The sequence below is a fragment of the Streptomyces sp. WAC07094 genome (assembly GCF_036320405.1).
Classification (GTDB): Bacteria; Actinomycetota; Actinomycetes; order Streptomycetales; family Streptomycetaceae; genus Streptomyces; species Streptomyces lannensis.
The window spans coordinates 4,184,801-4,198,459 of record NZ_JAVMJZ010000001.1; the positions used below are offsets into that span (position 1 = coordinate 4,184,801).

Genomic DNA, 13,659 nt, shown 5'->3' on the forward strand with positions numbered 1-13,659 from the left:
TAGTGGACACGATTGCCAGCCTCTTCAGTTTCATCACGACACCTGTCTCCTGGGTCATCGTCCAGTTCCACTCGGTGTACGGGAAGATCTTCGGACCCGACACGGGCTGGGCCTGGGGCCTGTCCATCGTGTCCCTCGTGATCCTGATCCGTATCTGTCTGATCCCGCTGTTCGTGAAGCAGATCAAGGCGACCCGGGCCATGCAGACGCTGCAGCCCGAGATGAAGAAGATCCAGGAGCGCTACAAGAACGACAAGCAGCGCCAGTCCGAAGAGATGATGAAGCTGTACAAGGAGTCGGGTACCAACCCGCTCTCCTCGTGCCTTCCCATCCTGGCGCAGTCTCCGTTCTTCTTCGCCCTCTACCACGTGCTCAACGGCATCGCGACGGGCAAGACGATCGGCGTCATCGACGATCAGCTGCTCGCCAGCGCCCGTAAGGCGCACATCGTCGGTGCTCCGCTGGCCGCGAAGTTCACCGACGGCGCGGACAAGGTCGCGGCGCTCGGTGCCTCGCTGACCGATGTGCGTGTGGTCACCGCGATCATGATCGTGCTGATGTCGGCGTCGCAGTTCTACACGCAGCGCCAGCTGATGACGAAGAACGTCGACACCACGGTGAAGACGCCGTTCATGCAGCAGCAGAAGATGCTGATGTATGTCTTCCCGGTCATGTTCGCCGTCTTCGGTATCAACTTCCCGGTCGGTGTCCTCGTCTACTGGCTGACCACCAACGTGTGGACCATGGGCCAGCAGATGTACGTGATCCGCAACAACCCGACCCCCGGTTCCAAGGCGCAGGCCGCGTACCTGGAGCGTCTGCACAAGCACGTGACGCACCACGGCAAGACCCGCAACCGGCGGGAGAAGACCATCGTGAAGGCGATCGTCGCCAAGGGCCGTGACCGCAACGAGTTCGAGCGGAAGTTCATCAACGGCCTGACCAAGGCCGGCCTGGCGGCGCAGGCCGACGGCACCGTGGCGACGAGCGAGGCCGTGGCCGTCGCCACCGTCGAGGACGGCACGCCCACCACCACCGCCGCCGCTCCCAGGCGTCAGCAGCCCAAGCGGCAGTCCAAGTCGCAGCGACAGTCCGGCGCCGCCAAGTCGCCGGGTGACTCCGAGGAGTCGTCGTCCTCGGCACCATCGCTGAGCAAGTCCGATGCACCGCAGGACGCCCAGGAGACGGGTGGCACCGGAAAGGCGACGCCCAAGTCCGGCACCGGAGGCAGCCGCAGCAAGGCCCAGTCCGGCCAGCGCAAGGGTCCACAGCGGCCCAAGTCCCCGTCCAAGAAGTAAGAAGGAGTCCATCCCGTGACGGAAGGCACCACCTCCGCCGCTGCCGAGGGTGCAGACACCCTGAGCAACCTGGAGCAGGAGGGCGAGATCGCGGCGGACTACCTCGAGGGTCTGCTGGACATCGCCGATCTCGACGGCGACATCGACATGGACGTCGAGGCCGATCGGGCGTCCGTGTCGATCATCAGCGACACGGACGGCCGTGACCTGCAGAAGCTGGTCGGCCGTGACGGTGAGGTGCTGGAGGCGCTCCAGGAGCTCACACGCCTGGCCGTGCACCGGGAGACCGGCGATCGCAGCCGGCTGATGCTGGACATCGCGGGCTACCGCGCCCAGAAGCGTGCCGAGCTCTCGGAGATCGGCGCCAAGGCCGCGGCCGACGTAAAGAACACCGGTGAGCCGGTGAAGCTCAAGCCGATGACCCCCTTCGAGCGCAAGGTGGTGCACGACGCGGTCAAGGCCGCGGGCCTGCGCAGCGAGTCCGAGGGCGAAGAGCCGCAGCGTTTCGTCGTCGTGCTTCCCGCCTGATCCGATCTCGACGTTTCTTCGGCCCCGTCTGTTGAGCAGGCGGGGCCGAACTTTGTCAGCCTGGTAGTCCCTCACAGCTGCGGCGAAGGCAGCTCGTGGTCCCTCATAGTTCTGGTGGTCGGCGCTCAGTGCGCTCATGCGGTACGGAAGGACGGTCCTCGTGACGGAGGCAGCAGAGCTTCCCCCTGCGCCCGAGCAGGCGCCCGAGGTGTTCGGCGATCGCTTCGCGGATGCGGTTCGCTATGCGGAGCTGCTCGCCGAGGCAGGTGTGCAGCGCGGTCTGATCGGCCCGCGGGAAGTGCCCCGGCTGTGGGAGAGGCACCTGCTGAACTGTGCGGTGCTCTCCGAGGTCGTGCCCGAGGGCGTCAGCGTGTGCGACGTGGGCTCCGGCGCGGGACTGCCGGGTATCCCTCTTGCGCTCGTGCGGGAGGACCTGAAGATCACGCTGCTCGAGCCCCTGCTGCGGCGGACGAACTTTCTCACCGAGGTTGTCGAACTGCTGGGTCTCGACCATGTGACGGTCGTCCGCGGTCGTGCCGAGGAGGTCATGGGCAAGCTGCCTCCGGTCCATGTTGTGACCGCACGCGCCGTGGCACCACTGGACCGCCTGGCAGCGTGGGGAATTCCTCTGCTGCGCCCTTACGGCGAGATGCTCGCTCTCAAGGGCGACACCGCGGAGGAGGAGCTGAAGAGTGCCGCTACCGCTCTGACCAAGTTGGGTGCCGTGCAGACGTCTATCCTGCATGTGGGCGATGGAGTCGTGGACCCGCTCTCGACCGTGGTGCGTGTCGAGGTCGGCGAGAGCCCGGGCGGGGTGCGCTTTGCGGCCAAACGAGCGAAAGCGGCCCGGACGGGCCGAACTCGTCGACGTCGGTGAGAACCTGAGCGATCGTGTCGTCGGAGTGACGGACTGACCCGTCTCGACGATCAGTCGTACGCCACACAAGCTGCCAAACCCATGCATCTCGGAGTGTCGCAAAGGCCTGGCCGGAGCTGATGTGCATCGTGTTTCACGTGAAACGTCGCTCACTGCTCCACGGCATCATCAGTCGCGGCCGGGCCGCGGCCGAACCCCGCGAACGCAAGCCCCTCGGATCCCTACGTGAACCGTCCACCCACGGCGTTTTGTCCCCCGTGGAGGGCTCAGAGTTGTCCACAGAGGTGGATTTCTCCACAGAAGGCCAGACCTCACTGGTTCACGACCCCGAAGGCATGGGAGGCTCTGTTCATAGCGAGCCTGAAGTCGAGGAGAGTGAATCCTTGCGGTCCGACGCCAACATCGCGGGACCGATGACCGATCCGGTCCCCGGTCCCCGTACCGAGTCGATGGGGGACGATGTTTCACGTGAAACACCGCCCCCGATGGACGACACTCCCATCGGTCGTGCTGCCCAACTTGCGGTGGAGGCATTGGGGCGCGCCGGCGAGGGGCTGCCGCGACCCGAGCAGACCCGTGTCATCGTGGTCGCCAACCAGAAGGGTGGGGTGGGTAAGACCACGACGACCGTCAACCTTGCCGCCTCGCTCGCCCTGCACGGTGGCCGGGTTCTGGTGATCGACCTTGACCCTCAGGGCAATGCCTCCACTGCGCTGGGGATCGACCATCACGCCGAAGTCCCCTCCATTTACGACGTGCTGGTGGAGAGCAAACCGCTCGCCGAGGTCGTCCAACCTGTCCCCGATGTCGAAGGTCTCTTCTGCGCCCCCGCCACGATCGATCTCGCCGGTGCGGAGATCGAGTTGGTGTCCCTGGTGGCGCGGGAGAGCCGACTGGAGCGGGCCATCCAGAGCTACGAGCAGCCCTTGGACTACGTCCTCATCGACTGCCCGCCCTCTCTGGGTCTGTTGACGGTCAATGCGTTGGTCGCGGGGCAGGAGGTGCTCATCCCCATTCAGTGCGAGTACTACGCGCTGGAGGGCTTGGGGCAGCTGCTGCGGAACGTTGATCTGGTGCGGGGGCACCTCAATCCCGCCTTGCATGTGTCGACCATCCTGCTCACCATGTACGACGGGCGGACGCGACTTGCATCCCAGGTCGCGGAAGAGGTGCGGACCCACTTCGGCGATGAGGTGCTCAGGACGAGCATTCCGCGCTCGGTCCGAATCTCCGAGGCCCCGAGTTATGGGCAGACGGTACTGACCTACGATCCAGGGTCGAGTGGCGCTCTCTCGTATCTTGAGGCGGCACGTGAAATCGCGCTGAAGGGTGTTGGCGTCCACTACGACGAGCAGCAGGCCCACCTCGGCGCCCAGACGGAACAGAGCATGGTGGAGGGGATCCAGTGAGCGAGCGACGGAGGGGGTTGGGTCGCGGTCTAGGCGCGCTGATCCCTGCCGCCCCGACGGGCGAAAAGACGGTGACCTCGGGTGCGGGGGGCAGCGGCACGTCCGGATCCCCCGCTGCGGCACCCGTGTTGACCACGGAGCGGGGGGTGGCGGCCGCGAAGGTGACCACCCTCGCGCCGGTTTCACATGAAACCGATGAGCCGTCGGCGAGCAGCGCAGCGGAGACGACCACGCCGCCGCTCGGTGCTCATTTCGCGGAGCTGCCCCTCGACACCATTACGCCGAACCCGCGGCAGCCCCGAGAAGTGTTCGACGAGGATGCCCTCGCGGAACTGATCACGTCCATCAAGGAGGTCGGCCTTCTCCAGCCGATCGTGGTGCGACAGGTCGCTCCCTCCCGCTATGAGCTCATCATGGGTGAGCGCCGTTGGCGGGCCTGCCGTGAGGCCGGTCTCGAGTTCATCCCGGCGATCGTCCGCGCCACGGATGACGAGAAGCTCCTCCTGGACGCTCTTCTGGAGAACCTGCACCGGGCCCAGCTGAACCCGCTGGAGGAGGCGGCCGCCTATGACCAGCTCCTCAAGGACTTCAACTGCACTCACGATCAGCTGGCGGACCGCATCGGTCGTTCGCGCCCGCAGGTCTCCAACACCCTGCGCCTGCTGAAGCTGTCGCCGGCGGTCCAGCGCAGGGTCGCCGCAGGGGTGCTCTCGGCAGGACATGCGCGAGCCCTGCTGTCCGTAGAGGACTCGGAGGAGCAGGACCGCCTGGCCCATCGGATTGTGGCCGAGGGTCTGTCCGTGCGAGCCGTCGAAGAGATCGTCACGCTGATGGGGTCGCGGCCGCAGAGCGCTCCGCGTTCCAAGGGACCCCGCGCCGGCGGCCGGGTCTCCCCGGCGCTGAGTGATCTGGCGACACGGCTTTCGGATCGCTTCGAGACCCGGGTCAAGGTCGACCTCGGGCAGAAGAAGGGCAAGATCACCGTCGAGTTCGCCTCGATGGATGACCTGGAGCGGATCCTGGGCACCCTTGCACCGGGTGAGGGACCCGTCTTTGAGCGGAGCCTGGTGGATGAGGACTCGGAGGAGCCGGAAGACTGAGTCGACCGATGGCACAACGGGTTCTGTGCCGTCGACCATCAGAGTGGGCTGTGTCCGGTGTGTACCGGAACACGGCCCGCTCTTTGCTTTCAGGCGGTATCGATGGAATCGCATCGTGGATACGATGCGTTCGGGTATGGCGCATCCACCTGGGAGCACCTTCATCGGGGAGGCGGAGGCCTTGCGAACCATGAGCCGTACCGGACTGGTGACTGCGGGCCTGGGCTTGGGAGCGGTCGGCGGGTTCGTCGGCAGCATGCTCAGGGAGCGGAGCACTCTGACAGCCGCCCGTGGAACTGCGGGCGAAGGAAGCGAGGAACTGCCTTCATGGGGCGTCGGCTCGTACCGCTCACGCTGGACAACCTTCCGGACCTTCCCCATCGTTGTCGGGCGTGTGTCTTCTGGGAGCTCGACCCCGTCAGTGGCGAAGCAGCGGTAAAGTCCGGCACCTCCTCGCTGGAGAAGGAAGCGTGGATCTCGGCCGTCCTGCTCGATTGGGGATCCTGCGGCCGGGTGGTCTATGTGGACGATGTGCCGGTGGGGTTCGTGCTGTACGCACCCCCTGCGTATGTTCCTCGGTCCACGGCATTCCCCACGAGTCCGCTGTCCCCGGATGCGGTGCAGTTGATGACCGCCTACATCATGCCCGGGTATCAGGGCCAAGGGCTCGGCCGGGTGATGGTTCAGACCGTCGCCAAGGATCTGTTGCGGCGGGGATTCAAGGCGATCGAGGCGTTCGGCGACGCCCGGTGGAAGGAACCTGCGTGCCTTCTGCCCGCTGAGCATCTCCTGGCTGTGGGCTTCAAGACGGTACGCACTCACCCGACGTACCCGCGGCTGAGGCTGGACCTGCGCACGACGCTCTCCTGGAAGGAGGACGTCGAGCTGGCGCTGGACCGCCTTCTGGGGGCCGTACAGAAGGAACCCGCGCTGCGGCCACTGTGAGCTTCTGAGAGGGCGCCTACGCAGCCCCTCTCCCCTTTATACGAATGGGCCAGCCCTCAAGGGCTGGCCCATTCGTGTTTCACGTGAAACATCGCCACTTCGGTGCGGCGGGGTGGGTCCTACTCGACGATGAAGTCCTCGAGGTCGCGGACGATCGCTGCCTTCGGCTTGGCGCCGACGATCGTCTTGGCGACCTCGCCACCCTGGTACACGTTCAGGGTCGGGATCGACATGACACCGTACTTAGCTGCGGTGGCCGGGTTCTCGTCGATGTTGAGCTTGACGATCTCGATCTTGTCTCCGTACTCGCTGGCGATCGCCTCGAGGGACGGCGCGATCTGGCGGCACGGACCGCACCAGGCGGCCCAGAAGTCCACCAGGACGGGCTTGTCGCTCTTGAGGACGTCCTGCTCGAAGGAGTCGTCGGTCACATTCTTCAGGGTGCCGGCCACGGCGGGCTCCTTAACTCGGTGGTGCGATGGGGGAAGGGGGTCAGACGGTGGTCTTCTCCGGCTCGGCCCGCTGCTCGCTGTCTGCGAGAGCGGCGAGGAAGCGCTCGGCGTCCAGGGCGGCGGAGCAACCGGTGCCGGCCGCGGTGATCGCCTGGCGGTATGTGTGGTCGACGACGTCGCCGGCGCCGAAGACTCCGGTGAGGTTGGTCCGGGTCGCGGGGGCGTCCACCTTGAGGTAGCCCTCCTCGTCCAGGTTCAGCTGGCCCTTGAAGAGCTCGGTGCGGGGGTCGTGGCCGATCGCGATGAACAGACCGGTCACAGGCAGCTCGGTGAGCTCCCCGCTCTTCAGGTTGCGCAGCGTCAGGCTCTCCAGCTTCGGGTCGCCCTTGATCTCCGCGACCTCGCTGTCCCAGACGAACTTGATCTTCGGGTCGGCGAAGGCGCGGTCCTGCATCGCCTTGGAGGCACGCAGGGTGTCACGGCGGTGCACGATCGTCACGGACTTGGCGAACCGGGAGAGGAAGGTGGCCTCCTCCATCGCGGTGTCTCCACCGCCGATCACGGCGATGTCCTGGTCCTTGAAGAAGAACCCGTCACAGGTGGCACACCAGGAGACACCGCGGCCGGACAGTGCGTCCTCGTTGGGCAGCCCCAGCTTGCGGTGCTGCGACCCGGTGGCGACGATGACGGCCTTCGCCCTGTGAACCGTGCCGGCGGTGTCCGTGACCGTCTTGATGTCACCGGTGAGGTCGACCGAGACGATGTCGTCCGGGAGGAGCTCGGCACCGAAGCGCTCGGCCTGGGCGCGCATGTTGTCCATGAGCTCAGGGCCCATGATGCCGTCCTGGAAGCCGGGGAAGTTCTCCACCTCGGTGGTGTTCATCAACGCACCGCCCGCGGTGACGGCACCCTCGAACACCAGCGGCTTCAGCGAGGCGCGCGCGGTGTAGAGCGCCGCCGTGTAGCCGGCGGGGCCGGAGCCGATGATGATCACGTTACGGACGTCGCTCACGGCTTGATTCCTCGTCTCTGGAGTCTGGCTGCTACTCGGTGGAGGCTCTCTCTGACTCTCACCCCACCCAACGGATCCTAAGGGGCCCGCATTCCCACCGTGTCCGGGCACACGGAGATCCGTCACCGTACACGGATACCAAGGGGGTATCGAGGCGGCAACCTTCGTACGGGGGACGTCTCAGGAGCGGGCGTAGGAGTGGTTCAGCAGCACCTTGCCGGGCGTGGCCGAGGCCTGCTTCACACACGTCGCATCGACGATGTAGGCGGTGACCCGAGTGCTGTCGGAGGCATCGGGAGTGAGGACGAGGAAGACGGCCTTCCCCTGGTACACGCCCTCGTCGGCGGCGAGCACGGTCTGGTTCTTCCGGATGGCTTGCTCGATACAGCTCGGCACGGTGACGGTGGTACCGCCGAAGGTCTTGTTGTGGCCCATGCCCGACGACCCCGTGTTGCCGTCCGCGGACTCGATGCCCCAAGGCTTGGGGCTCTCGGGGCTGGCGCTGCTTCCCTCTCCGCTGAGCAACGTCGTCACCTGGTTTTGCAGGGTGTGCTCGGAGTAGGTGTGCGCGGCGTCGGTCTGCGCCCCGATGGCCGTCGATGGAGTCCTGCCCGAGTCGTTCCCCAGGGTCTGGACCAGGAACGTGCCCAGCCCCAGCGCCCCGACCATGAGAACGGCTGTGAGGGCGACGGTCCGGCGACTGGTTCGGCGCTTTCGCGGCGAGCGCCCCGGTCCGGTGGCTGCGGCAGCGTGGCCCGAGGGGCGGCCGGACGCGGAAGAGACCGATGTTTCACGTGAAACATCGGCGCCGGCAGGACCGTCGGACGGGATGTCCATGGCGGCAGGTGTTGTTGCGTCCAGCAGCGCCTGGGCGGCCAGGGCAGCGTCGATCCGCTCCGCAACATCGTCCGGCATGGGCGAAGGCTCCGGTGCCGCGCCCAGGATGCTCCTGATCTCCTCGAGGGAGTCGTACACGTCGGAGCAGAGAGCGCAGCCTTCCAGGTGCCGCCGTACCTCTCCGGTACGGGAAGGCCGAAGAAGGCCTTCGCTGAGGTCGGAGAGCTCCTCGACGTCCGGGTGCCCGGCTGCGTCGGTCGTGGATGTCACGCTCGCCCACCTCCGCCCTTCACAGCAGCTGAATCGCTTGGCCCTGCATCCTGTGGTCCCGCTGCGGGTGGGACGGACGTCCCCTGCGTCCGGTTCCGTCCGTCGCCCGACTTTCGCTCGTCCCGGCCTTCTGGACGCAGATGGGTCAGGAGCGGCAGCAGTCTGGCTCTGCCTCTGGCACAGCGACTCTTCACCGTCCCGGTCGGCACGTCGAGAATGCGGGCGGCTTCCGCGACCGGGTAGCCCTGCATGTCCACCAGGACGAGAGCGGCCCGCTGGTCGGCCGGCAGGGTGCCCAGGGCCTCCACCAGCTGACGGTGGAGGTCGTTGCGCTCGGCCGGTGCGGAGGCCGACTCGTGCGGCTCCAGCAACTGCTCCAGCCGCTCCGTTTCGTCGACCGGTGAGGTCTTCCTGGAGGCCGCCTTGCGGGCACGGTCCAGGCAGGCGTTCACCGTGATTCGGTGCAGCCAGGTCGTGACGGCCGACTGGCCCCGAAAGGTGTGGGCGGCTCGGTAAGCGGAGACGAGGGCGTCCTGCACGGCGTCAGCGGCCTCTTCGCGGTCTCCCAGCGTTCTCAGCGCCACGGCCCAGAGCCGATCGCGGTGGCGCCGCACAAGCTCGCCGAAGGCATCGGGATCGCCCTCGACATGACGGGCGAGGAGGTCCTGATCGCTGGTATCGCCGTATCCGGCCTCATGAGCCATCGGACCCCCTCCCCCCTCAGCGTGACGCTCAGCCCGTGAACTTCACGTCGGTGATGGCCTGCTTGTAGCCGGCACTGCTGTAACCGTCACCCGGCGCCTGCGGCACGTCCGTGATCCAGAGCAGCACGTACTGACTCTTCACCGTCTTCTTCGTCTTCACCGTCAGAGAGTCCCCGCTCGTCGTGGCGGTTCCGATCTCCTTCATCCCGTCGACTCCGGTCGAGGGTGTCAGCGAGTCCGTGGCGTAGAGATGGACCGTCGTGTGGTCGCCGGTGTATCGGAGACCTATCGACGCGGAGGTGAGCTCCTTGGGCGAGCCGAGGTCGTAGACGATGCCGACGCCCGGCTTGTAGGGCGCCAGCGGCGGCCCTTCGTTGTAGCGCTTGGTCCGCCAGTAGGTGGAGCTGTCGCCGTCATAGGTCTTTGCGACATCTCCGGGTGCCTGGGCGTCACCCTTGGCGACATACTCCTCTGCGCCCTGGATCTTTATGGGCGCGACAGGCTTCGGCTTGTCGCCGTTCTTGTCGTTGCCGTCGGTCGTCTGCGTCTGGTGCGTGTCGTTGGACTTCTTCCCCCGGTCCATCAGCGCGTCCGCCAGCTGCCAGCTGCCGAGCCCCAGCGCAACGATCAGCAGGGCGGAGACGACCCACTTGAGGGCCTTGCCGGTCGGGGTCTGCAGCGGGGGCGGCGGCGCGGCCACGGGCTGGGAGACACCAGGACGGGCCGAGGGGCGCCCGTAGGTTCCCTGCTGGTACGTCGTGCGCTGGTACTCGGGTGGGGCCGTGAACGTGGGCTCCGGCGGGCGGACGCGGGGCATCTCCCCGACCGCCTTCACCAGTTCCTCGGGCGTGGTGCAAGGGGTCTCGTGACGGGACGCCGTGGCGCCGTTGTTGGCCAGTGCCCGCATGGAGAGTTCGGACAGACCTCGGTGGACCCCGGCACGGACCTGGTCGGGCGCGATGAGGCCCACGCCCTTGGGCAGCCCGGACAGACCGTAGGCGTCGTCGTCGTACGGCCAGCGCTGGGTGAGCGCCGCGTAGAGGAGTGCGCCGATGGCCTCGGTGTCCGTGCGCTGAGGGGTGTCCGAGCCGATGCCGCGCAGTGCGGCGTTCACGGCGAGGCCCCGGATGCGCCACTGACCCGAGGAGGTCCGCAGCACGGTGCCCGGGTTCAGCCGCAGATGGGACAGACCTTCGCGATGAGCGGCCGCCATCGCCTGGGAGACCTGGGTGACCATGTGGTAGGCGTCGTGCGCCTCCAGCGGTCCCGCGGCGAGCAGTGTCGTCAGCTCGGTGGCATCGGGCAGCCACTCGTGCACGACATAGACGACGTCGTTCTCCTCGACGGCGTCCAGCACCTGCACGAAGCGAGGGTCGCCGAGCAAGGCCGAGGAGCGCGCCGCGGCCAGCACGGAACGAGCCCGTGCATGGTCCGCGGGAAGGATGTGTACGCCGACGGCCCGGCGGAGTTTCTCGTCCACCGCACGCCAACTGCTGAATCCGTCCAGACGGGTGACGCACTCCTCGAGGCGATAGCGTCCGGCGAGCTTATGACCGCTGTGCAAGTCGGGCGGCGATGCCTTCGCGGGACGGTCGGTCACACCGTTCCCCTGCGCTTCGCCGCTGTCCGTGTCCCGCTCCGGGTCCTGGGTCGGCCCGTCGGACGTGGACTGGCCCGCCTTGGCGGTCAGCGGCTCGTCACCGCTGTTGTCTGCCACGTCGACGGCAGCCGTGCTCCGTTCCGCCACGGTCGTTCCTGCCTCCCCATCCGTTGCGCGCTGTCAGACGCAGAAACCAATTGTGCCCACAGTCCGTCGCTATGCACGACACACGGCGACGGGCGATGGTTGTGCGCGTACCCCCGCCTCAGCGCCCCAGGCGCCCGCGGACCATGCCGACCATTGAGTTGAGTTCCTCGATGCGCATCTTCCGTGCGGCGACGTAGAAGACACCGAGAAGCAGTGCACCACCGCCGAGCAGGGCGGCGAACGAGCCGCCGACGCCCTGGCCCAGCGAGTGGCCGATTCCGTAGCAGGCCGCGCCGCTCAGCAGAGCGGCCGGCACAGAGGCGATCCCCAGCCGTGCGTACGTCCGCACCACCCGCGCGCCGTCCAGGTCCCCGTTCAGCCGCTTGCGCAACCGGGCCCAGGCGACGCCGACACCGATGGCGTACGCCAGACCGTACGAGGCCGCCATACCGACCACGGCCCAGCGGGCCGGGAGGACGAGGTAGCAGACGGCCGAGGCGCTCGCGTTCACAACGGCCACGATGACCGTGTTGTAGAAGGGGGTGCGGGTGTCCTCGTACGCGTAGAAGGCGCGGAGCACGACGTACTGCACGGAGTAGGGGATCAGGCCGAGGCCGAAGGCCATCAGCATGAAGCCCATGTTCGTGGCCGCGTCGGTGCCGGAGGAGCCGAAGATCAGAGTGCACATCGGGATGCCGAGCGAGAGGAACCCGAAGGCGATCGGCACGATCGCGACGGCGGTGGTGCGCAGACCCTGGGAGATGTCGTCCCGGACCGCTCCGCCGTCGCCCTCGGCGGCCGAGCGCGAGATCCGCGGCAGCAGGGCCGCCATCAGGGAGACGGTGATGATCGCCTGCGGCAGGCCCCAGATCAGCTGGGCGTTGGCGTAGGCGGCGAAGCCGGTGCCTTTGAGGGGGGACGCCTTGCCCGAGGCGGTGGACAACTGGGTGACGACCATGGCGCCCGCCTGGTTGGCGAGGACGAACAGGACCGTCCACTTGGCCAGCATCGCGGCCTTGCCGAGGCCGTGTCCCTTCCAGTCGAAGCGCAGCCGGAGGCGGAAGCCGGTCTCCCGCAGGTAGGGGATCATCGCCAGGGCCTGGACGACCAGTCCCAGCAGCACACCGACTCCGAGGAGCCGCTCGCCGTCCGGCGGGATGGTGTGGACGGTCATCCCGGAGTCCGCGGCGGTGCCGTAGACCCAGATGAAGGCCCCGAGCGTCACGATGATCACGATGTTGTTGAGGACCGGAGTCCACATCATCGCGCCGAACTTGCCGCGCGCGTTCAGGATCTGCCCCATCACCACATGGATGCCCATGAAGAAGATCGAGGGCAGGAAGTAGCGGGTGAAGGTGACGGCGACCTCGTTGGCGGCGGGGTCGTTGGCCACGGGGACGGACAGGACGCGGACCAGAAGGGGCGCGCCGAGCATCGCCAGTGCGGTGAGCAGACCCAGTGCCACCATGACGAGGGTCAGCAGCCGGTTGGCATACGCCTCGCCTCCGTCCTCGTCCTCCTTCATCGCGCGGACGAGCTGCGGCACGAAGACGGAGTTGAGACCTCCGCCGACGGTGAGGATGTAGATCATCGTCGGGAGCTGGTAGGCGACCTGGAACGAGTCGCCGAGGAGACCGAGGCCCAGGGCCGACACGATCAGCGCGGAACGGATGAAGCCGGTGAGGCGGGAGACCATCGTGCCCGCCGCCATGACCGCGCTGGACTTCAGCAGGCCGGAGGCCCGCCCGCCCTTCTTCGCGGCAGGTGCGGGCGCGGGCTCGGGAGCCGGCGCAGGGGCGGACGGCATGCCCGGTGTCATCGGGGCGGGGCCGGATCCGTACGGCCCCGCCGTCGGGGGTGCGGGGGCGGCGTACGCCTGGCCCGGGTACTGCCCCGCCGCGTTCTGACCGGGGTAGGGCGCAGTGGGGGCTCCGGGAGCGGCCGGGGGCTCGGCGTACGGCCGGCTGCCGCCCTGCTGCTGGTCCCGGAAGAGGTGGGCGAAGGCGTCCCGCTCCTGGTGCTGTTCGCCGGTCGGCGTCACCAGGTCGTCGACACCCACGAACTGCGTCGTGCGGGGGTCGTCACCGTACGGAAGGTGCTGCGAGGGGCCTTCGGGCTCCGGCGCCGGTGGCTGGGCCCAGACGCGCGGGTTAGGTGCGTACTGCGCGGCCGGAGGCTGCCCGTACAGGGGCTGCTGCGCCTGGTACGCGCCCGGGGGCGGCGGCGGGTGCGCGGCGCGGTCGTAGAGCGCCTCGGCCACCGGGTCCTGGGCGGAGGGGTCCTGCGAGCGGTAGGGGTCCTGGTCGTAGGCGTCCTGGAGGTACATGTCCGCCGGGGGCTGCGCGTGCACCTGATCGGGCTCGTGCGGCGGCGGGCTCTCGGGGTAGCCCTGGCTGCCCGCAGCACCCTGGCCGCGGTCACCGTCGTACGGCGCGTTCATGGTTACCCCACCTCATTGTCAGCAGGCCCACCGGCCACGA

The 13,659-nt window shown here is 67.6% G+C and carries 12 protein-coding genes; 6 read left to right on the plus strand and 6 right to left on the minus strand.

Annotated features, from left to right (window positions below; translation table 11 throughout):
* Positions 1-2: 2 nt before the first annotated feature.
* The 6 genes from yidC (at position 3) to RCR19_RS18460 (ending at position 6,157) form a co-directional block, all read left to right on the plus strand.
* Entirely contained in the window at positions 3-1,298 is a 1,296-nt protein-coding gene (yidC, locus tag RCR19_RS18435) for a membrane protein insertase YidC (protein ID WP_331266148.1), read from the plus strand.
* Between the two features lie 15 nt (positions 1,299-1,313).
* Positions 1,314-1,826 carry a R3H domain-containing nucleic acid-binding protein gene (locus RCR19_RS18440; protein WP_331266149.1) on the plus strand — a complete coding sequence of 171 codons (513 nt, stop codon included), beginning with the start codon at positions 1,314-1,316 and terminating at the stop codon, positions 1,824-1,826.
* Positions 1,827-1,986: 160 nt separating this feature from the next.
* Positions 1,987-2,703 (plus strand): 16S rRNA (guanine(527)-N(7))-methyltransferase RsmG, encoded by a 717-nt coding sequence (rsmG, locus tag RCR19_RS18445; RefSeq protein WP_331266150.1) that lies wholly within the window; start codon positions 1,987-1,989, stop codon positions 2,701-2,703.
* Between the two features lie 335 nt (positions 2,704-3,038).
* Complete coding sequence (locus RCR19_RS18450; protein ID WP_079050291.1) at positions 3,039-4,112, plus strand: ParA family protein; 1,074 nt, start codon at positions 3,039-3,041, stop codon at positions 4,110-4,112.
* The gene (locus tag RCR19_RS18455; protein ID WP_331266151.1) at positions 4,109-5,212 is read left to right on the plus strand and encodes a ParB/RepB/Spo0J family partition protein; all 1,104 of its coding nucleotides are present in this window, start codon (positions 4,109-4,111) and stop codon (positions 5,210-5,212) included. Before RCR19_RS18450 ends, RCR19_RS18455 begins: the two co-directional genes overlap by 4 nt.
* Positions 5,213-5,539: 327 nt before the next feature.
* Positions 5,540-6,157, plus strand: coding sequence for a GNAT family N-acetyltransferase (locus tag RCR19_RS18460; RefSeq protein WP_331266152.1), 618 nt, complete (start codon positions 5,540-5,542; stop codon positions 6,155-6,157).
* A gap of 119 nt (positions 6,158-6,276) precedes the next feature.
* Here RCR19_RS18460 and trxA read toward each other — a convergent pair whose 3' ends face one another.
* From trxA to murJ, 6 genes are all read right to left on the minus strand, one after another.
* Entirely contained in the window at positions 6,277-6,609 is a 333-nt protein-coding gene (gene trxA, locus RCR19_RS18465) for a thioredoxin (protein ID WP_331266153.1), read from the minus strand.
* 40 nt (positions 6,610-6,649) lie between these two features.
* Positions 6,650-7,621, minus strand: a complete 972-nt coding sequence (gene trxB, locus RCR19_RS18470; RefSeq protein WP_331266154.1) for a thioredoxin-disulfide reductase — start codon at positions 7,619-7,621, stop codon at positions 6,650-6,652.
* A 180-nt stretch (positions 7,622-7,801) separates the two neighbouring features.
* Positions 7,802-8,728, minus strand: a complete 927-nt coding sequence (locus tag RCR19_RS18475; RefSeq protein WP_331266155.1) for a hypothetical protein — start codon at positions 8,726-8,728, stop codon at positions 7,802-7,804.
* Positions 8,725-9,432, minus strand: coding sequence for an RNA polymerase sigma factor SigM (sigM, locus tag RCR19_RS18480; RefSeq protein ID WP_331266156.1), 708 nt, complete (start codon positions 9,430-9,432; stop codon positions 8,725-8,727). Before sigM ends, RCR19_RS18475 begins: the two co-directional genes overlap by 4 nt.
* Positions 9,433-9,460: 28 nt before the next feature.
* Positions 9,461-11,179, minus strand: a complete 1,719-nt coding sequence (locus tag RCR19_RS18485) for a serine/threonine protein kinase (protein ID WP_331266157.1) — start codon at positions 11,177-11,179, stop codon at positions 9,461-9,463.
* A gap of 118 nt (positions 11,180-11,297) precedes the next feature.
* On the minus strand, positions 11,298-13,619 hold the full coding sequence (gene murJ / locus RCR19_RS18490) for a murein biosynthesis integral membrane protein MurJ (RefSeq protein ID WP_331266158.1): 2,322 nt from the start codon (positions 13,617-13,619) through the stop codon (positions 11,298-11,300).
* Positions 13,620-13,659: the final 40 nt, after the last annotated feature.

Bases quoted from the DNA above. Each gene is read 5' to 3' on its own strand.
- RCR19_RS18450 (WP_079050291.1), top strand. From the start codon at position 3,039: ATGGGAGGCTCTGTTCATAGCGAGCCTGAAGTCGAGGAGAGTGAATCC.
- RCR19_RS18460 (WP_331266152.1), top strand. From the start codon at position 5,540: ATGGGGCGTCGGCTCGTACCGCTCACGCTGGACAACCTTCCGGACCTT.
- sigM (WP_331266156.1), bottom strand. From the start codon at position 9,432: ATGGCTCATGAGGCCGGATACGGCGATACCAGCGATCAGGACCTCCTC.
- murJ (WP_331266158.1), bottom strand. From the start codon at position 13,619: ATGAACGCGCCGTACGACGGTGACCGCGGCCAGGGTGCTGCGGGCAGC.